Annotated in this window: 13 protein-coding genes; 9 read left to right on the top strand and 4 right to left on the bottom strand. The window is 66.2% G+C overall.

Annotated elements, in window-relative coordinates; genetic code table 11:
- The first annotated feature begins 27 nt into the window (after nucleotides 1-27).
- The 7 genes from ACQKIE_RS13170 (at nucleotide 28) to ACQKIE_RS13140 (ending at nucleotide 13,835) form a co-directional block, all read left to right on the top strand.
- On the top strand, nucleotides 28-1,851 hold the full coding sequence (locus ACQKIE_RS13170; protein ID WP_427459758.1) for a glycoside hydrolase family 15 protein: 1,824 nt from the start codon (nucleotides 28-30) through the stop codon (nucleotides 1,849-1,851).
- The gene (gene zwf, locus ACQKIE_RS13165) at nucleotides 1,848-3,590 is read left to right on the top strand and encodes a glucose-6-phosphate dehydrogenase (RefSeq protein ID WP_427459756.1); all 1,743 of its coding nucleotides are present in this window, start codon (nucleotides 1,848-1,850) and stop codon (nucleotides 3,588-3,590) included. The genes ACQKIE_RS13170 and zwf overlap by 4 nt, the downstream gene beginning before the upstream one ends.
- 526 nt (nucleotides 3,591-4,116) lie before the next feature.
- Nucleotides 4,117-6,753 carry a TonB-dependent receptor gene (locus tag ACQKIE_RS13160; RefSeq protein ID WP_427459754.1) on the top strand — a complete coding sequence of 879 codons (2,637 nt, stop codon included), beginning with the start codon at nucleotides 4,117-4,119 and terminating at the stop codon, nucleotides 6,751-6,753.
- Complete coding sequence (locus ACQKIE_RS13155; protein WP_427459752.1) at nucleotides 6,753-9,377, top strand: beta-mannosidase; 2,625 nt, start codon at nucleotides 6,753-6,755, stop codon at nucleotides 9,375-9,377. The genes ACQKIE_RS13160 and ACQKIE_RS13155 overlap by 1 nt, the downstream gene beginning before the upstream one ends.
- A gap of 53 nt (nucleotides 9,378-9,430) precedes the next feature.
- Nucleotides 9,431-10,798, top strand: a complete 1,368-nt coding sequence (locus ACQKIE_RS13150; RefSeq protein ID WP_427459960.1) for a glycoside hydrolase family 125 protein — start codon at nucleotides 9,431-9,433, stop codon at nucleotides 10,796-10,798.
- A gap of 13 nt (nucleotides 10,799-10,811) precedes the next feature.
- Nucleotides 10,812-13,247, top strand: a complete 2,436-nt coding sequence (locus ACQKIE_RS13145; protein ID WP_427459750.1) for a GH92 family glycosyl hydrolase — start codon at nucleotides 10,812-10,814, stop codon at nucleotides 13,245-13,247.
- A 150-nt stretch (nucleotides 13,248-13,397) separates the two neighbouring features.
- Nucleotides 13,398-13,835, top strand: coding sequence for a hypothetical protein (locus tag ACQKIE_RS13140; RefSeq protein WP_427459748.1), 438 nt, complete (start codon nucleotides 13,398-13,400; stop codon nucleotides 13,833-13,835).
- On the opposite strand, the gene ACQKIE_RS13135 is transcribed toward ACQKIE_RS13140, so the two are convergent.
- The 4 genes from ACQKIE_RS13135 to crcB form a co-directional block, all read right to left on the bottom strand.
- Nucleotides 13,810-14,019 carry a hypothetical protein gene (locus tag ACQKIE_RS13135; RefSeq protein ID WP_427459745.1) on the bottom strand — a complete coding sequence of 70 codons (210 nt, stop codon included), beginning with the start codon at nucleotides 14,017-14,019 and terminating at the stop codon, nucleotides 13,810-13,812. The genes ACQKIE_RS13140 and ACQKIE_RS13135 overlap by 26 nt on opposite strands.
- 119 nt (nucleotides 14,020-14,138) lie before the next feature.
- Complete coding sequence (locus ACQKIE_RS13130; protein ID WP_427459743.1) at nucleotides 14,139-15,578, bottom strand: MFS transporter; 1,440 nt, start codon at nucleotides 15,576-15,578, stop codon at nucleotides 14,139-14,141.
- 65 nt (nucleotides 15,579-15,643) lie between these two features.
- Nucleotides 15,644-16,768 carry a cyclopropane fatty acyl phospholipid synthase gene (gene cfa, locus ACQKIE_RS13125; protein ID WP_427459741.1) on the bottom strand — a complete coding sequence of 375 codons (1,125 nt, stop codon included), beginning with the start codon at nucleotides 16,766-16,768 and terminating at the stop codon, nucleotides 15,644-15,646.
- Nucleotides 16,769-16,787: 19 nt separating this feature from the next.
- A complete protein-coding gene (gene crcB / locus ACQKIE_RS13120) occupies nucleotides 16,788-17,177 on the bottom strand; it encodes a fluoride efflux transporter CrcB (protein WP_427459958.1) in 390 nt (129 codons plus the stop codon).
- A gap of 112 nt (nucleotides 17,178-17,289) precedes the next feature.
- Here crcB and ACQKIE_RS13115 point away from each other — a divergent pair, with 112 nt between their 5' ends.
- Complete coding sequence (locus ACQKIE_RS13115) at nucleotides 17,290-18,558, top strand: multidrug effflux MFS transporter (protein WP_427459739.1); 1,269 nt, start codon at nucleotides 17,290-17,292, stop codon at nucleotides 18,556-18,558.
- Between the two features lie 201 nt (nucleotides 18,559-18,759).
- Nucleotides 18,760-20,370 carry a hypothetical protein gene (locus tag ACQKIE_RS13110; RefSeq protein ID WP_427459737.1) on the top strand — a complete coding sequence of 537 codons (1,611 nt, stop codon included), beginning with the start codon at nucleotides 18,760-18,762 and terminating at the stop codon, nucleotides 20,368-20,370.
- The last annotated feature ends 16 nt before the right edge of the window (nucleotides 20,371-20,386 follow it).

The following is a 20,386-nucleotide window of genomic DNA, read 5'->3' as shown; positions in this document are numbered from 1 at the left end:
GAATAGCCGCCGACGGAGCAGACACTCATGGCATCCCGCATCGAGGACTACGCGATGCTCGGCAACTGCCGGAGCGCGGCGCTCGTGGCAAGGGACGGGTCCATCGACTGGTTGTGCCTGCCACGCTTCGATTCGGCGTCCTGCTTTGCCGCGCTGGTCGGCAGCGAAGACAACGGTCGCTGGCGCATCGCACCGGCCGATCCCGAAGCAACCTGCCAACGCCGCTACCTCGACGGCAGTCTCGTCCTGGAAACCGAATGGCGTACCGCCACCGGCCGCGCCCGGGTCACTGACTTCATGCCCTTCGCCGGCGAGCAGGTCGGCGTCACGCGTATCGTCGAGGGGCTGGAAGGCCGGGTCGACTTCGAAGCCGTGCTCACCATCCGCTTCGATTACGGCAACGCCGTGCCGTGGGTGACGCGTGTCGACGAGAGCACCCTTACCGCCGTCGCCGGGCCGGACTTGCTCGTCGTGCGCAGTCCGGTCGCCGTCGAAGGCGAGGGATTGCATAGCGTCGCGCGCTTCAAGGTGGGGAAGGGCGATGTCATTCCCTTCGCGATGGCCTGGGGCCCGTCGCACCTGCCGCCGCCCGAAGCGCTGGATCCGCAGGCGTCGCTGCGCGATTCGCTCGCGTTCTGGCAGGGCTGGTCCGAGCGCTGCAACGGGGCGGGCGAATGGTCCGACATCGTGCGGCGTTCGTTGGTCGTGCTGAAGGGCCTGAGCTACCTCCCCACCGGCGGCATCGTCGCCGCGCCGACCACGTCGCTGCCGGAGCAAATCGGCGGCGAGCGCAACTGGGATTACCGTTTCTGCTGGGCACGGGACGCGACCTTCGTGCTCTCGGCGCTGGTCAACGCGGGCTACCACGACGAAGCCAGCGCGTGGCGCGACTGGGTACGTCGCGCCGTCGCGGGGTCGCCGGAACAATTGCAGGTGCTGTACGGCCTCGCGGGCGAACGCCGCCTCGAGGAGTTCGAGGTGCCCTGGTTACAGGGGTACGAGGGCTCGCAACCCGTCCGCATCGGCAATGCCGCGTCGACGCAGTTCCAACTGGACATCTTCGGCGAGCTCGTCGGGGCGTTCGCGCACGCCGTCCGTCACGGCGTGGTCTGGCAACCGACGGCGGACAGCGTGCAATCGGTATTCCTCGAGCACCTCGCCAGCATCTGGCGGCAGCCGGACAACGGCATCTGGGAGATCCGCGGCGAGCCCCGCCACTTCGTCCATTCGAAGGTGATGGCCTGGTTGGCCTTCCAACGGGCCTCCGAACAGGATCGTGCGGGCGACGACACGGCTTTCACCGCGCGCTGGCGTGCCGTCGCCGACGAGATCAAGGCCGACATCCTCGCCAAGGGTGTGGACCCCGAGCGCGGCTGCTTCACCCAGTCCTATGGGTCGAAGGAACTCGATGCCAGCCTCCTGCTGGTGACGCTCACCGACTTCCTGCCGCCGGACGACCCGCGCGTGGTGGCGACCATCAAGGCCGTCGAAGACGACCTCCTGGTCGAAGGGTTCGTCCTCCGTTACCACACCAGCACGGGCGTCGATGGCCTCCCGCCGGGGGAGGGCCAGTTCCTGCCGTGCAGTTTCTGGCTGGTGGAGAACTACGTCTTGCTGGGCCGCCTCGACGATGCGCGCGAACTTTTTACGCGCCTCATCGGCCTCACGAACGATCTCGGGCTGCTCTCGGAGGAGTACGATCCCCGCTCGAAGCGGCTGCTGGGTAATTTCCCCCAAGCTTTTTCCCACGTCGCGTTGATAAATGCCGCCTTCAGCCTCGCGAACGGTTACAGCGCGACGGCCGATGTCCACGCCACACCCGACGAAGCACTCCAAGGAGCCCGTGCATGAGCCAAGCCCAACCGAAGCGCGCCACCTCGCGTGCTCATCCGGCCGATCCCTGTACCGTCGTGATCTTCGGTGCCGCCGGCGACCTCACCAGCCGGCTCGTCGTGCCTTCGCTGTACAACATGCGCCGCACGGGGCTGCTGTCCGATAATTTCTCCGTCATCGGCTTCAACCACGGCAAGATGACCGACAACGCGTGGAAGAAGAACCTGCGCACGGGGCTGGAACACTTCGTGGGCAACTCGGGCGGCAAGCTCGATGAAGAGGCCTGGAACTGGTTGAGCGGCCAGATGAGTTACCACGCCGGCGATTTCGACGACCTGTCGGCATTCCAGAGCCTGGCCGTGCGGCTGCGCGAGGTGGAGCGCAAGCGTGGCACGAAGGGCAACGTCTTGTTCTACCTCGCCACGCCCGAGCGCTTCTTCGGCGACGTGATCGAAAAGCTGCGCGACGCCGGGCTCGTCGAAGACGGCGGCCCGAACGGCGAATGCTGGCGTCGCGTGATCATCGAGAAGCCCTTCGGCCACGACCTCGCCTCGGCGCGCGCCCTCAACGAGCGCATCCTGAAGGTGCTGCGGGAGGACCAGATCTACCGCATCGACCATTTCCTCGGGAAGGAAACGGTGCAGAACATCATGGCGTTCCGTTTCGCCAACGGCCTGTTCGAGCCGATCTGGAACCGCGACCGTATCGACCACGTACAGATCACCGTCGCGGAAACCGTGGGCGTGGAGCGCCGTGGTTCCTTCTACGAGCAGACGGGCGCCCTGCGCGACATGGTGCCGAACCACCTGTTCCAGCTCCTGGCCATGGTGGCGATGGAGCCGCCCAGTTCCTTCGACGCGGAAGCCGTGCGCACGCGCAAGGCGGAAACCATCGACGCCATCCGCCCCGTCCAGCCGGAGGATGCCGTCCGCGGCCAGTACGGCCCGGGTGCGGTGAACGGGCAACTGGCCAACTCCTACCGCGACGAGCCGGACGTGGCACCGGATTCCGTGACGGAAACCTTCGTCGCCATGAAACTCTCTATCGACACCTGGCGCTGGTCCGGGGTGCCGTTCTACCTGCGCACGGGCAAGCACATGGGGCGGCGCACGACGGAGATCGCCATCCGCTTCAAGTCCGCGCCGTTCGCCCCGTTCCGCGGCACGGGCATGGACGCGTTCGGTCCCGACTGGCTGGTGCTCCAGATCCAGCCCGACGAAGGCATCTCGTTGCAGTTCGACGTGAAGCGTCCGGGCCCGCGCGTGGAACTCGCGCCAGTGCGCATGGACTTCAAGTACGCCGACTGGTTCCGGGCGGAGCCGAACGTGGGCTACGAAACGCTCCTCTATGACTGCATGACGGGCGACGCCACGCTGTTCCAGCGCGCCGACATGGTCGAAGCGTGCTGGCGCGCCGTGCAGCCGATCCTCGACGACTGGTCGCAGCGCACGCCCGCCGACTTCCCGAATTACGCCTCGGGCAGCGCGGGGCCGGCCTCGGCGGACACCTTGCTGGCCCTGGGCGGCCGCTCGTGGCGTCCCCTGAATACCGCGAACGAGCTCAACGCCCGCCGCACGGCGAAGCCAAAGGCGGACGTTTCGCCGGCGGAGAAGTCGCCGGAACGTCGCGCGGCCCGCAAGCGCGCCGCCGCGAAGAAGGTCCTGCGCAGCACGTCCCTGAAAAAGGCGGCGCCGGCTCGCAAGGCAGCCCCGACGAAGCGTTCGCCGGCGGCGAGCAAGCGCCCCCGCAAGAAATAGGGAGGGGCCGCGCGCGGCGCCTTCCGGCCATGCTGACGCCGGGAGGTGCTGCGAAATGCCCGGAGATTTTCGCTGCGTCGCAGCATGGCAGCTTCGTTTGCCGGGCGCCTGCTCCTGGGCACGCGGCCGGGAGGAAAACTCATGCTGCGCCAATCGTTTAAAGCTCCCCGCCCGACCTTTGCGTTCGCCATGGATCGATCCAAACGGGACGTGAGATTTTCCGCAGTGCAGTATTTTTCTCTTGGCGACTTGTCCTTTGTTTTCAAGGCGTTGCCTAAGAACTCACGGTTTTAGATCGAGTTAAAAATCGGTTGACAACGTTGTCAGCGGGCTCAGAGAATCAGCCCGGTAATACCACTGCAACGTGGACCGCATGGCAGTGGGACCTGCCGGCATGGCAGGTCGGCTGCGGCGAGTCGCAGGGCCAGAACACAGCAAACGGAGCGACGCAGCGAACGCGGGCCTTGGCCTGCGCGGTGGCGTTCGTTCCGAAAAAAAGAACCTCCCCCTTCCCCAGGAGATCGACGTGAACCACCGCATCAGTGCACTTTCCATGGCCATCCTGGCCGGGCTCTTCGCCGCGGGCACCGCGACGGCCCAGGACGCGGCCACGCCCGCACCGGCCGCCAGCACCGCAAAGAAAGACGCCGCCAATACCCAGGACGCTTCCAACCTCGAAGGCGTGACCGTCACCGGTATCCGCGCAAGCCTGCAGAAGTCCCTCGACCTCAAGCGCAACTCCGACTCCATCGTCGACGCCATCTCGGCCGAGGACGTGGGCAAGTTCCCGGATACCAACGTGGCCGAGTCGCTCTCGCACCTGCCCGGCATCAGCGTGGACCGCAACTTCGGCGAAGGCGACAAGGTCAGCATCCTGGGCACGGACCCGGCCCTGAACCGCCTGCTGCTCAACGGCCAGACGCTCGCGTCGACCAACTGGACGTCCGACCCGAACAACCCGGACAGCCGCTCCTTCGACTACAGCCTGCTCACCTCGGAAATCATCGGTAACGCCCAGGTCTACAAGACCCCGCAGGCGAACATCGACGAGGGCTCGATCGGCGGTACCGTCATCGTCAACACGCGTCGTCCGCTGGACCTCAAGGCGAACACCCTCACGGGCAACGTGAGCTACGGTTACAACGACCGCGCCGACACCGGCAAGCCGAACGCCTCGGTGCTGTACAGCTGGAAGAACAAGGACAACACCTTCGGCGTGCTCGGTTCGCTGATGCACTCCGACCGCATCATCGACCGCCAGGGCACCGAGATCTTCGGTTACCAGCGCGCGAACGATCCGACGGACACCAATCCGGACCACCAGTTCGCCCCGGGCGTCGTGCCGGCCGGCCAACAGCCCACGTATCCGACCGCGATCAACACCGCGTGGTTCCAGCAGCGCCGCAAGCGCGACGGCGTGTCCACCGGCCTGCAGTGGAAGCCGAACGATGCCTTCGAACTGAACTTCACCGGGCTCTACGTCACCGAGAAGTTCGACAACTACAACCAGAGCCGCTACGGCGACTGGTCGGGCTCCGCGCCGTACGCGACGTCGGCGAGCATCAACAACGGCGTGATCACGAACGCCTCCTATGGTCCGAACGCACCCACCTACCTCGATGGCTACGAGCGCGAGTCCAAGGTGAACACCGGCACCGCGCAGCTGCGCGCCGACTGGTACGGCGACGGCTGGACCGCGTCGAGCCAGATCGGCTACACCGGTTCGACGGGTGGCTCCGAGGGCATCTGGAACACGCAGTTCAAGAGCCTGGGCGGCTACGACTGGAACCTCGCCGGCGAGCATCCGCAGATCAACTACAACACGCCGGACAGCCCGTCGCAGGCGGTCACCAATGGCGTGGGCTTCAGCCGCGCACCGACCTACGACCGCGAGCGCTACTTCCAGGCCGACTTCTCGCACGACGTCGCCTGGGGGCCGCTGAACCAGATCGAGGTTGGCGTGAAAGCGACCAACCACTACAACGGCCAGGATGCCTATGCCTCGCGCTTCCCGTCGCTCGCGGCGATGGGCGTGGACGGCCTGACGCTGGCCGACTGGGCGGGCGGACAGACCCCCGACGGTTACCTGGGCGGCCTCAACGGCACGCCGAGCATGGCCAACTGGACGACCATCAGCAAGGGCGCGCTGAAGGACGGCGTGAACGCGCTGGTCGACCAGTACGGCTCGCCGGTCGATCCGAAGGCGACCTACGCGATCCAGGAGCAGAACCGCGCGTTCTACGTGCAGGGTGACTTCTCCGGCGACAACTACCGCGGCAACCTCGGCGTGCGCTACTTCCGCACCCGCGACACCGTGGATGGCTTCAATTCCGTCGGTACCGACACCTACGCGCCGGTGAACAAGCGCAGCGCGTACCACAACTGGCTGCCGTCGCTGAACATCGCGTACGACGCCGCGCAGGACCTGACGCTGCGCTTCGCTTACGCCCAGACGATCGCGCGTCCGCGCTACCAGCAGATGACGCCGTACGTCGCGCTCGACGACCGCAGCCTCACCGGCTCGCGCGGCAATACCGATCTCGGTCCGTACAAGTCGACCAACTACGACTTCTCGGCGGAGTGGTACTTCTCCGAGAACAGTGTGCTCGCCGCGGAGCTGTTCTTCCGCCGCATCTCGGGCTACATCCTCAACACCCAGGTGCTGGAGACCCAGTACAACCTGACCAACCAGCGTGACGACGTGTACCAAATGCAGGTACCGATCAACGCGGGCGTGGCGAAGGTCAAGGGCGCCTCGATCAGCTACCAGCAGAACTTCGGTGGCGGTTTCGGCATGCTGGCCAACTACACGTACTCGGATGCGGACACCAGCAACGACTTCCCGCTGCCGTACAACTCGAAGAACTCGTTCAACCTGTCGCCGTTCTTCGAGCAGGGTCCGTGGAGCGCTCGCGTGACCTACAGCTGGCGTTCGTCGTACTTCACCTCGATCGCCGCGCTGCAGACCCAGCAGATCACGGGTATCTTCAGGGAACTCGACGCGTCCGTCGGCTACCAGGTCAACGATCACATGCGCATTTCGCTTGACGGCACCAACCTGCTCGACGAGACCTACCAGGTGTATGACGATCGTCCGAGCCAGCCGCTGTACTCGTACAAGAATGGCCGCACGTACACGCTGACGCTGGGCTTCAAGCTGTGATGCGCCGCGCGTCGCTGGTACTGGCCTTCTGGCTCGCCGCCGGAGCGGCCAGCGCCAGCCCGCCGGTGGAGAGGGACCTTTCCGCCGGCTGGCGCTTCCGTCTCGCGCAAGGGACGGAAGCGGACGCGCACGCAGACCTGAAGGACTGGCTCCCGGCACAGGTGCCGGGAGCCGTCCAGACCGGCCTCCTGGCGGCCAAGCGGATAGGCGATCCGTTCTGGCGCGACAACGAGGCCGGCCTGCAATGGATCGGACTTTCCAACTGGGACTACCGGCTGGACTTCGACGTGGACGCGGCCACCCTGGCGCGCGGCCACGTCGATCTTATTTTCGATGGCCTCGACACGTTTGCCGAGGTCACGCTCAACGGCAGGAAGCTGCTGTCGGCGGACAACATGTTCCGGCAGTGGCGCGTGCCGGCGAAGGGCGCCCTGCGCAAGGGCGGCAATACCCTTGAAGTGCACCTGCAGTCGCCCATCGCGCGCCTGCTGCCCTGGTTGATGAAGCAGCCGTACTCGCTGCCGGGAGAGTTCGACTCGGCGTTCGGCGACGAACCCAAGGGCAAGCAGACCTCCAACTACGTGCGCAAGGCGAACTACCAGTACGGTTGGGACTGGGGCCCGCGCTACGTCACGCTCGGCATCTGGCGTCCGGTGCGCCTGGAAAGCTGGGACGACACGCGCCTGGCCGATTTCCATGTGGCCCAGCAGCACGTCGACGCCGACAACGCACGCCTCGACGCGCAATTCGACCTGCGCGCGGACAAGGCCGGCCCGGTGACGCTCCAGGTGGACTGGACGGCACCCGACGGCAGCCATGGACACGAAGAACGCGGCGTCTCGCTCGCGAAGGGCGAAAACCATGTCTCGCTCCCGGTCGCGATCGCGCATCCGCAGCGCTGGTGGCCGGTGGGGTACGGCGAGCCCAACCTCTACCGCTTCCATGCCGGCGTCGTCGCCAACGGTGCCACGGTAGCGAGCGCCGATCGCGAGACCGGCCTGCGCACGGTGGAACTGCGGCGCGAGAAGGACCAGTGGGGCAGGAGCTTCGCCTTCGTCGTCAACGGCGTTCCCATCTTCGCCAAGGGCGCCAACCTCATCCCGTTCGACAGCTTCCCCACGCGCGTGACACCCGAGCGCTTGGAGGCATTCCTGCGTTCCGCGAAGGACGCCAACATGAACATGCTGCGCATGTGGGGCGGCGGCACCTACCAGGACGACGCCTTCTACGCGGCCGCCGACCGACTCGGCATCATGATCTGGCAGGACTTCATGTACGGCGGTGCCATCACGCCGTACGACACGGCCTTCCGCGAAAACGCGCGCATCGAGGCGATCGAGCAGGTCACCCGCCTGCGCGACCATCCGTCGATCGTGCTCTGGGCCGGCAACAACGAAGTGCAGACCGGCTGGGACGACTGGCCGGACCGCCAGGACTTCCGCAAGTTCGTCAACGCGGACGAAGTGAAGCGCATCGACGAAGGCATGCGCGAGCTCTTCGGCAAGACACTGCGCGAGGTGGTCGACGACCTGTCGCCGCAGGTCCCTTACTGGGCCAGCTCGCCCAGCACCGATTACGAAGGCCCCGCCAACGTCGAGACGGATGGCGACGTCCACTACTGGAAGGTGTGGTCAGGCTCCGAGCCGATCGACCACTACCTCGACATCACGCCACGCTTCCAGTCCGAATACGGCCTGCAGTCCTTCCCGGTGATGGCGACGATCAAGGCCTTCGCCGAGGAAGGCGACATGCAGCCGGAATCGAAGGTGATGCGGGCGCACCAGAAGTTCGCCAACGGCGACGGCAACCAGCGCCTGTTGCTCTACATCCGCCAGGAATACGGCGAGCCCAAGGATTTCCCGTCCTTCGTCTACCTGAGCCAGGTGATGCAGGCCGAAGGCATCGAGCTCGCCGCCGAGCACCTGCGCAGCGCGCGTCCGCGCAGCATGGGGTCGCTGTACTGGCAATTGAACGACGTGTGGCCGGGCGCTTCGTGGGCCAGCGTCGATTACTTCAATCGCTGGAAGGCCCTGCAGTTCCATGCCAAGCGCTTCTATGCGCCGGTGGACGTGGTGCCGCTGCGTCGCGACGGAAAGACGGACGTTTTCGCGGTCTCCGATCGCATGGCGGATTTCGAGGCGACGCTGCGCACGCGCATCTACGACATGCGTGGCAAGTTGCTGCGCGAGACGAACCAGCCGGTGCGCGCTGCGGCGCTCTCGAGCACGAAGGCGGTAACGGTCGACGACGCCACCTTGCTGAAGGGCGCCGATCCGCGCCGCACGGTCGCGTCGTTCGACCTGGTCGAGCAGGGCAAGCCGGTCGCGCACCATCTGCTGTATTTCGGTGCCGCGCGGACGCTCGACTTGCCGAAGCCCGGGGTTTCCACGTCCCTACGTGACGACGGGCACGGCCTCGTGCTCACGGTTTCCGCGAAGCGACTGGCACGAGCCGTCTGGATCGACACCGGCGACATCGATGTCCGGCTCGCCCAGAACGCGTTCGACCTGCTTCCCGGCGAGAGCGTCGATATCGCGGTCGACGGCAAGGTCGACATCGATGCGCTTCGCCATGCTTTGACGGTACGCTCACTGGTCGATGCCCTGAAGGAGAACACGCCGTGAATCCCAATCGCCGCAACCTCGTGAAATGGCTTTCCCTCGTGCCCGGCGCGGCGATGCTCGGCACCGTCAGCATGACCGCCGCTGCCGCGCCACGCTTTCCCAGCAAGCGTCCGCCGGTGGGCCAGCGCAAGTTCACCAGCGAGGCGGTCGAGACGCTGATCGCTTCGACGAAGAAGAAGATCAAGGATCCCGAGCTCGCCTGGCTGTTCGAGAACTGCTTCCCGAATACGCTCGATACGACGGTCGAGGTCGGCCGCCTCGACGGCTATGAAGACACCTTCGTCGTCACCGGCGACATCGACGCGATGTGGCTGCGCGACTCTTCGGCGCAGGTGTGGCCGTACCTGCCGCTCGTGGCGAAGGACGAGGCGCTGCGCAAGCTGTTCCGCGGCCTGATCCGCCGGCAGGCGCGCTGTATCTCGATCGATCCCTATGCCAATGCGTTCCTGCCGGACCCGAAGGGCAAGAGCAAGCTGGACTGGGCCCAGTCCGACCTGCCCATGCTGCCGGGCGTGGCCGAGCGGAAGTGGGAGATCGATTCGCTTTGCTACCCCGTGCGCCTCGCGCACGGCTATTGGCAGGCGACGGGTGACCGCGAGCCGTTCGATGACGCGTGGCGCGCCGCCACGCATCGCATCCTCGCCACGTTCCGCGAGCAGCAGCGCAAGGACGGTCCCGGGTCGTACCATTTCCAGCGGCCGTCGCCTAACCCGACCGAGAGCCAGTTCCTGAAGGGCTACGGTCAACCGACGCGTCCCGTCGGCATGATCCATGAGATGTTCCGGCCGTCGGACGACGCCACCGTCTACGCATTCAACATTCCCGGCAACCTTTTCGCCGTCGTGACGCTGCGTCGCCTCGCGCAGATGCACGCCACGCTCTATGGCGACCAAGGCTTCGCGAGCGAGTGCCATGCCATGGCCGACGAGGTCGCCGCGGCCGTGGAGCAGTACGGCACCATCGCGGATCCCGCCGGTGAGTACTGGGCGTACGAAGTGGACGGCTACGGCAATCGCCTGTTCATGGACGACGCCAACGTGCCGAGCCTGCTGGCGATGCCGTACCTCGAGTGCACGCCACGCGATGCGCGATACGCGCGCACCCGCGCGAAGGTCTGGAGCAAGGACAACCCGTATTTCTTCAAGGGCAGCGCAGGCGAAGGCGTCGGCGGTCCCCACGAAGGTCTGCGCATGATCTGGCCCATGTCGATCATGATGAAAGCCTTCACCACCGATGACAGCGCGGAAATCCGCCAGTGCCTGCACTGGCTGAAGACCACGCATGCCGGTACCGGCTTCATGCACGAGGCCTTCGACCAGGACGACCCGAAGCAGTTCACCCGCTCGTGGTTCGCCTGGGCCAACACCTTGTTCGGCGAATTGGTGGTCCACCTCGCCGACAAGCATCCCGATACGCTCTAACTAGGGGAGTTCCATGGTTACCCGTCGACGCTTTCTGCAAGGTATGGCCGCCGTCACGGCGCTTGGTCAATTCGGCTCCCTCACCGCAATGGCCCACGGCGTGAACGAAGGCCTGAAGGCGCCCGCATCCGGCGGCGGCACCGCCGGGGCGGGCGTCTTGCGTTACGTCGACGTCTTCGTCGGCACGGGCGGCCACGGTCACACCTTCCCCGGTGCGACCCGGCCGTTCGGCATGGTCCAGCTGAGCCCGGACACGTACAACGCGCAGTGGGACGCCTCGTCCGGTTACCACCAGGGCGACGGCTCGATCATGGGCTTCTCGCATACCCATCTCTCGGGTACGGGCGCGGCCGACATGCTCGATTTCCTCGTCATGCCCTCGATGGGGCCGGTGCTCTTGCAGCCGGGCGATCGCGATTTCGACGGCGTGAACTACGTCTCCCGGTTCGACGCGCAGAAGGTGAGCGGCGACAAGGCGCCCAAGGGCTACAAGACTGGTGTGAAAGGGTATCGCTCGCACTACACCGGCGAGCAGGCCCACCCCGGCTACTACCGCGCGAAGCTCACGCGTTTCGACATCCTGGCCGAACTGACGGCCACGCTGCGCGCGGGCATGCATCGCTATACGTTCGGCAAGGACGGCGATGCGCACCTGCTGATCGACCTGGCGCACGGCTACGGCGATGCCATGGACAAGCCGGCGAAGGTCACCGACGCCGAACTGACGCTGGTCGGAAACGACACGCTCGTGGGCGGCCGCCGGGTATGGCAGTGGGCCAGCGGGCGCGTCATCTATTTCGCCATGAAGCTTTCCCGGCCGGTGTCGAGCGTCACGCTTTATGCCGAGGACAAGGCGCTGCCCAAGGGCAGCACCACGGCCAAGGGCGACCACCTGAAGGCCGCGCTCCATATCGACAAGGCATCGTCGGAGCCGCTGCTGGTGAAGGTGGGCATATCCGGCGTGGACATCGACGGCGCCATGCGCAACCTCGACGGGGAGATCCCCGCGTGGGACTTCGATGGCGTGCGCGCCTCGGCCGAGGCGGAGTGGGAGCGCGAGCTTTCGAAGATCCGCATCGACTCCACGTCCGACAAGATCAAGCGCACCTTCTACAGCTCGCTCTACCACACGATGCTGGCGCCGACCGTCTTCAGCGACATCGACGGCCGTTACCGCGGCATGGACAAGGCGGTGCACACGCTGCCGGAAGGCCGGCACAACTACAGCACTTACTCGCTGTGGGACACCTATCGCGCGGAGCATCCGCTGCTCACGTTGTACCAGGCGGATCGCGTGCCGGACCTCGTCGACGGCATCGTGCGCAACGCCGTGGAAAGCCCCAGTGGCGCACCCGTCTGGCCGCTGCAGGGCATCGAGACGGTCTGCATGATCGGTTACCACTCGGCGGTCGTGGTGGCCGAGGCGCAGGCCAAGGGGTTCACCGGCATCGATTACGCGAAGGCCTGGCCCGTGTTCCGCCGCCGTGCGATGCAGGACGATTACTTCGGTCTCACCTATTACCGGAAGATGGGTTTCATCCCCAGCGACAAGGAAGGCGAGGCGGTCAGCAAGACGCTCGAATACGCGTACGACGATTGGGCCGTTGCGAGCATGGCCGACGCACTGGGCCATGCCGACGATGCCGCGGCCTTGCGCAAGCAATCGAAGAACTACGCCAACGTGTTCGACAAGGACATGCAGTTCGTGCGGCCCCGCGCGGAGGACGGCAGCTGGATCGAGCCGTTCGACCCGATCTCCATCGGCCATTCGAAGCGCTGGCGCGACTTCACCGAATCGAACGCCTGGCAGGCCACCTTCCTCAACCAGCACGACGTCTACAACTACATGGCGCTGTTCGGCGGGGAGCAGGCCTTCGAGAAGAAGCTCGACGGTTTGTTCAATGCCGATGCGACGTTGCCGGACAATGCACCGCCGGATATCGCCGGCATGGTCGGCCAGTACGCTTTCGGCAACGAGCCCGGCCACCACATGCCCTACCTCTATGCGTACACCGGTGCACACCATAAGACGCAGGCGCGCGTGCGCATGCTCATGGAGACGATGTACCTGCCCGAGCCCGACGGCCTTCCCGGTAACGAGGACTGCGGCCAGATGAGCGCATGGTATGTCATGAGCGCGATGGGGTTGTATGCCGTCGACCCGGTCAGCACGAATTACGTGTTCGGCAGTCCGCTGCTCGATCGCGCCGAAGTGCAGGTGGGCAACGGCCGCACGCTGGTGATCGAGACGAAGGACAACGGCCCCGGCCGTCCGTACATCCAGTCGGTGACCTGGAACGGCATGCCGTGGACGAAGAGCTGGATCGCCCACAAGGACCTGGCCGCCGGCGGCACGCTGAGCTTCGTGATGGGCGATACGCCGAACGAGAACTTCGGTAAGGCCGCGGCCGACCGTCCGCCGTCCTTCGGCGAACCGGCCAAGGCGTAAAGGCCGGGGCCGCGCCAGCGCTTCCCACCGCGCTGGCGTGCCCGGTCATTGCGGCTGCAAACGTTTTCGCCGCTGCCGTTCACAATCGATAGACCCCCGTACCGACACTCTCCTCCTGCCGGGAGGATCCGGAAGGGAAAGGGGAGTGGCATGTCTTACGTGGGACGCATGGTTTTCCGCCTGTACCTGCCGGCGGGGCTGGTCGTTGCAGGCGGCATCATCGGCGCGGCTGGCCTGAAGGCCGCGCAAGGGACGCCGGGTGACCTCGGCACGCTCTCGCTCTATTCAAACCTTCCCAGCCTGGCCTTCGCCGGCGCGATCGCCGTCGCTCTCGCCATCGCCGCCGTGCAGACGGTGCGGCTCCGGCTGTGGGATCGCGGGGCGGTACCTGGCTGCTACGTCTGCGGATGCCTGCTCGCCGCGCCGCGCGCGGCACGGCGCGGGTTAGGCATGACGCGGCGTTGCCTCGGCTGCGGAAAGCTGCACGGCGTGAACCACCACCGGCTCTCGCCGCAGGTCATGCCGCTGGCGGTGGCCGTGCAGGAGACCGCCGCCGCTCCGGTCAGGAGCGTGCGTTCGTCACCGTGACGCGATGACCGATGCGCTCGAGCAGTGCGCGGAGCGCCTCGGCGTCTTCCAGGCTGGTGTCGTCCTCGAGCGATAGCCACAGGGTGTCGCCGGACAGGCCGTGGACCTTCTCGTTGAACTCGATCTCGATGGCGACCTTGCCGCCGGGCTGGACCACCGATACGGCGAAATTACGTTGCTGCACGCCTGGATTCCCTGGTGAACTGTCTGATGACCGGGCCGGCATTCTAGCCGGTGGGGACGGAAAGTGCTGTCGGCGTCGGATGACACGTGACGGGCGCCTCGTTCATTCCAAGACCCAGGTCACTCGTCCGCTTGCCCCAGCGGCGTCGCGACATCCTCCAGCGGCCGCCGTTCGGCCGCAATGCCCAGCCAGGCAGCCGCCGCCGCCCCCACGATCATGAGCGCCGCCCCCAGCGCGTAACCCCAGCCGATGGCCATCCGTTCTCCCGTTCCGATCAGGCTGCCGAAGAGGAGGGGGCCGGCGACCCCACCCAGCGCCGTGCCGAAGGCATAGAAGAGGGCGATGGCCAGGGCGCGCAGCTCCAGCGGAAAACTCTCGCTCACGGTGAGGTACGCCGAGCTGGCGGCCGCCGACGCAAAGAAGAACACGATGCTCCAGGCGATGGTCTGTGAACGCGCATCGAGCCAGCCGTGGACGAAGAGCCACGCCGTGGCGAACAGCAGCAGGCCGGAGAGCGCATAGGTCGCCACGATCATCGGCCGGCGGCCCACGCTGTCGAAGAGGCGGCCGAGCAGGAGCGGCCCGAGGAAGTTGCCGGCGGCGAAGGGCAGGAGGTACAGCCCGACATCGGCATCGGCCACGCCGTAGAAGCGGCCGAGTACCAGGGCGTACGTGAAGAAGATCGCGTTGTAGAAGAATGCCTGTGTCGCCATCAGCACCACGCCGAGCACGGTCCGCTTCGGGTACACGCGGAAGAGCGTCGAGGCGACGTCGGCCATGGTGAGGCCGCGCGGGCGCAGGCGCAGGCGTGCGAGCGGCTCCTGGGGAGCTGCCGAACCGAGCCGCTGTTCGATCTCAGCGACGATGGCTTCCGCCTCGGAGACGCGCCCGTGCAGCACCAGCCAGCGCGGGCTCTCCGGAATCCACCGCCGCAGCAGCAGGATGCCGAGCCCGAGCACGGCGCCCAGGCCGAAGGTCAGCCGCCAGCCGATCTCCGCCGAGACCCACCCGGTGTCCAGCAGCAAGACGGCGCCCAGCGCGCCAGCCGCGGCACCGAGCCAGAAGCTGCCGTTGATCACCAGGTCGGATTGGCCACGATAGCGCGCCGGAATCAGTTCCTGGATCGCGGAATTGATGGCTGCGTACTCGCCGCCGATGCCGGCACCGGTGAGCAGGCGGAAGAGGGCGAAGGTCAGGAAATCGGGCGAAAGCGCCGTGGCCGCGGTGGCGGTGAGGTACAGGCCGAGGGTGACGGTGAACAGCTTCTTGCGCCCCAGCCGATCGGTGAGCCAGCCGAAGAAGAGCGCGCCGGCGACGGCGCCGACGAGGTAAAGGCTGCCGGCCAGTCCCACCTGCGTGTCGGTCAGGTGCAGCACGGGACTCGACTTCAAGGCGCCGGCGATCGAACCGGTGATCGTCACCTCCAGGCCGTCGAGCACCCAGGTGATGCCAAGCGCCGGCGCGACCAGGGTATGGAAGCGCCCCCAGCGCAGCCGGTCCAGCCGCGCCGGGACGTCGGTTTCCACCAGTTCGCCGGAGGCGCTGTCGGGCCGGTTCATGCCCCTCAACCTAAGCGAGCCGCCGCCCACGTTCCGTCAAGGGCGCGCTTCCCACGGTCTCGGCGTCAACGAGGGACGCGATAGCCGCCCGGCACGCCTTCCGCCGACAGCGTCAGTTGCCAGAGCTGGTCGCGCCGGCTGCGGAAAACGCCAGCCGAGCAGCCGAGGTAGAAGTGCCACATGCGACGGAAGCGCTCGTCATAGCGCGCCGAGAGGTGCGGCCATGCCGCATCGAAGTTCGCCCGCCAGGCCATCAACGTGCGGTCGTAGTCCGCGCCGAAGTTGTGCCAGTCCTCGACCACGAACAACCCCTCCAGCGCGGTCGCCACCTGGCTCATGGCGGGGATGACCGAGTTGGGGAAGATGTATTTCTCGATCCACGGATCGGGCCTGCCGGGGGCGCCATTGCTGCCGATGCTGTGGAGGAGGGCGAGGCCGCCGGGTTGCAGGCAGCGCCGCGCCACCTCGAACCAGCTGCGGTGGTTCTTGCCGCCGACATGCTCGAACATCCCCACCGAGAGGATGGCGTCGAAGCGTTCGTCGAGTTCGCGATAGTCCTGCAGGCGGATCTCGACGGGCAGGCCGCGGCAGAGTTCCTGCGCGAACGCCGCCTGTTCCTTGGAGATGGTGACGCCCACGCCGCTGACGCCGTAACGCTCCGCGGCGAACTTGAGCGCCTCGCCCCAGCCGCAGCCGATGTCCAGGATGCGCTGGCCGGGCCGGAGCTGGAGCTTCCGGCAGATCAGGTCGAGCTTGGCTTCCTGCGCGTCGTCGAGGTTGTCCGCGTGGGCCCAATAACCGCAGGAGTAGACCAGCCGCCTGCCGAGCATGGCCTCGAACAGGTCGTTGCCGAGGTCGTAGTGCTGACGCCCCACTTCCCAGGCGTTCTCGCCGCGCTGCATGTTGAGGAAGCGGGCCTTGAGGTGCGCGATCAGCGTGTCCAGCGTGCGCAGCGATTCGTCGAGGTGGGACGAGAGGACGCGCGCGAAGAAGCCGGGCATGTCGACGACGTCCCACCAGCCGTCCATGTACGCCTCGCCGAGGCCGAGCGAGCCGTGCGCGAAGACGCGGGCATAGGTGCGTTCGTCATGGATGACGATGTCGGTGGGGCGATTGCCGCCGATGGTGACGCCGGCGTGTTCGAGCAGTTGCTGTGCACGTGCCTTGAGAGAAGAAGAATCGTGGCTCATCGATTGCTAATCCTTATGGCTAGAAGTGCCTGAGTACTCCACGGGTGATGGCGAGGCCGGCAATGGTCATGGCGATGGAGCCGGCGAGGTTGAGCCCGACGTGCGCGGCGAACCACGCGTACTGCCCGCGCAGCAAGAGGGCAGAGGCTTCGGCGGAGAACGTCGAGAAGGTGGTGAGTCCGCCCAGGAAGCCGGTGGCGACCAGCAGGCGGACTTCGACCGGCAGGGCCTGGAAGTGGTCGAACACGCCTAGGGCCACGCCCATGAGCAGCCCACCCGTGAGGTTGGCCGCCAGCGTGCCGAGGGGCACGGTCGGGAAGAGGGGATTGAAGGCGAGGGCCAGCCACCAGCGGAGCCAGCAGCCGAGCGTGCCGCCGATGCCGACGGCGAGGAAACCGGTGTAACCCACGTTACCCCCGCGGAAGAACGATGGAGCCATTATGAGGCCACGCCGGGCGAAGGGCGAGGCCGCGGGCGATCGCATATAATTTCGCCCCTTCCCCCCACGGTCCTGCCGGTCCATGTCTTCCGCGACCCGCGACCCGCGTCGCCACCTCCCCCTGTTGCTCGCCGCCCTGTCCATGATCGGGCCGTTTTCGATCGACGCGATCTTCCCGGGATTCCCCGACATCGGCCGCGATTTCACCGTGGGCGACGTGGCCCTGCAGCAGTTGCTCAGCGTCTACCTGCTGGCTTATGCGGGGATGAGCCTGTTCCATGGTGCGCTGTCCGATGCCTACGGCCGTAAGCCGGTGATCGTGATCGCCATGGCGATCTATACCGTGGCCTCCGTGGGCGCGGCGATGGCACCGAGTTTCGCCTTCCTGCTTGGTTGCCGCGTGCTGCAGGGTCTTTCCGGTGGCGCCGGCATCGTGGTCGGCCGGGCCGTGGTCCGCGACACGATGCATGGCGAAGAAGCGCAGCGGATGATGTCGAAGGTGATGATGATCTTCGGTATCGCGCCCGCCATCGCACCCATCGTCGGCGCGTGGCTGCTCGGTATCGACGGATGGCGTGGCATCTTCTGGGCGCTTTCAGGGTTCACGCTGTTGCTCACCCTCGGCGTGTCGTATTTCCTGATGGAATCGCATCCGGCGGAACGTCGCACCGTGTTCCGGCCGCGTCCGCTCCTCGCGGGTTACCTGCGCATCGGCCGCGATGTGCCGTTCTGGCCGTTGGCCATCTCCAGTTCCATCAACTTCTCGGGTTTGTTCCTTTACGTGGCATCGGCCCCGCAGGTGATCCGCAACCACCTGCACCTCGGCGTCGACGGTTTCCCGTGGCTGTTCGTCCCCGTCGTGACGGGCATGGTCACTGGCGCCTTCATCTCGGGACGCGTGGCGGGGAGGGTGAGTGCGGCGAGGACCGTGACCTGGGGTTACGTCGCTATGCTGTCGTCCTGCGCGCTGAGCGTGATCCTTGCACTGACACTGGATACGCCGCGCGTGCCATGGTCGACCTTGCCGCTGGCGCTCTACGGCTGCGGCGTGCAGCTCGCGTTCCCGACGCTGACCCTGCTGTTGCTCGACCGCTTCCCGGAACAGCGCGGCGGCGTGTCGTCGGTGCAGGCGTTCTTCAGCCTCTTGATCACGGCGCTGGTGGCGGGCGTGCTATCGCCGGCACTGTCCGGCAGCATGCTAATGCTCGCACTTGGCGCAAGTGCGATGTGCACGATCGGCCTCGGCGGATGGATCTGGTACGTCCAGCTGGAACGCCGGCGTCTTGCCCTGGCGACAGCGGGCGCCGCCACGAGCGTGGTCTCGCAGATCGAGCGCAACGAGCCGGGTTGATCCCGTCGCGGAGTTCGCGGCTCACCCATCGGCGATGGCGCGCATAGCGCCGCGATCGTCGCAACCGACGGAATTCCATACAAAAAACGAACTTGCTCACCGGCGAAGAAAGCGCCTATCCTGCGATCGCCCGCGACAAGCTCGCGCGGCACGAGAGTCAAGGAATGACTCGCAAGGATGACCACGCGAAGGGAGTTCGCCATGACGCGGTTCGTCAGGAACGGGATTTTCGCTTTTGTCGTTTGCCTCTCGGCGGCCTGCCATCAGACACCGCGGCCGCGGCCGGTCGGGCAGCAGGATGCCGATCAAGCTGTCGCCCCTGCGTCCACCGCCGCGTCCGTCTCGATCGCCTCCGCCACCGACGCGTCGCCTCGAGTCGGCGCAGGAGAGATCGCGGTGGCGCAACTGGACGGTTGGTACCAGCGCCGCGACGCTAACTGCGGCGGTGCCACACGCCCAGCCTTCCTGTGCACGGGCGTGATGTTGCGGGCGACGTCATCCAAGCCCGGCTTCCTTCCATGGGATCCGAGCCCCGACGGCATCCTCAAAGGCGGGCTCTCCGCGTCCTGGCTCCGGGTCGACACCAACTTCCCTGATACATTTCGCGCGAACGGATTCATTTTTTTTCCGTCGTCCGCGGCACCCGCGGGCTCGGTGCGGATCGAGGTGCTATGTGCCTTTCCCTTCGATGGCGACACCTGGAGCCGGCGATCGCTGGAAGGATGCGGCCCGCATCCGAGCAACGTGGACCGGAGTCGTCCGTGCCAGGACATCGGCATCCATACTGCCCAGCAGTGGCTAAGCAACTACTACACACCCGGCTACGCGCGCCATTCGCATCAGTGCGGCTGGGATCTGCGCATCGGAAGTCCGTCCACGGCGGACCGGTTCCAGCAGAACATCATCGCGCGGGCCGGCCTGCAGCCCGAGCAGTGGCGCTTCACCACGGAAGTCGTCTTGAAGACATGGGTGAAAGGCTCGGGCGCCAGGATGCCGATCCATTCGTTTTTCTACCGCGCGGGGAATACGGTCGCGTTGAAAGATGCGCTATCTGACCAGAAACGCTACTTCGATGCGTACCATAAGGCACTGCCAATCGTGAGCCTGACCCTCCCGACGTCGCAGGCCGGGCGGGCGCGCTTCACCTTCAATCCGGCCGATCAGGCCGTCCCGCTACCGGAGGGTACGTATCCGGAAATCAGCGCCGCCGTGCCGACTGTGGAGGGAGCCACGGGCACGACTCTGCCGATCGACGCGTTCTACCGACTCAAGGAGGTTGTCGTCAAAGTGCCGCAGTACCAGGCGATGGCGGCTGGCCATACCGTACGGGTCACATGGGCTGGAAGTACCCCTTACAACACGGAAATCAAGACGGCCCTGGCGGGCGGCCCCATCGATTTCGCGATCCCCGTAACGGAAGTGATCGACGCCATCGGACAGCCTGTACGCGTCATGTTCACCGTCAAGCGCGGCATCGGCGCCCCGACTGAAACTTCTGGAACGCTCAATCTTCAGGTGGAGCCGCAACCGACGGCGTTCCCCGCGCCGACGATCGACGCGACGCACACGCGGATTTCCTTCGCATCCCCCGCCTTGCAAGCGGGAGTGCACAATCTGAATTTGCGCTGGTGGGGTGTCGTCGTACGCGATGCGCCGCGGCAATACGTGACACAGGCCGGTGTTCAGACGATTGTCGTGCCTGCCGCATGGGCGGCCGAGAATGCCGGCCGCAAGGTGTCGGTCACCGTGGCGGTGGGCGACCAGGCCGGGAGTCGTTACATGTTCTCGCGAGTGTTACGGATACAGCTGTGATGCGCTGGACGTACCG

This window comes from Luteibacter sp. NPDC031894 (assembly GCF_050273135.1).
GTDB lineage: Bacteria > Pseudomonadota > Gammaproteobacteria > Xanthomonadales > Rhodanobacteraceae > Luteibacter.
Note: the sequence above shows the minus strand (reverse complement) of the source record. Positions and strands in the feature narration are given on the sequence as shown.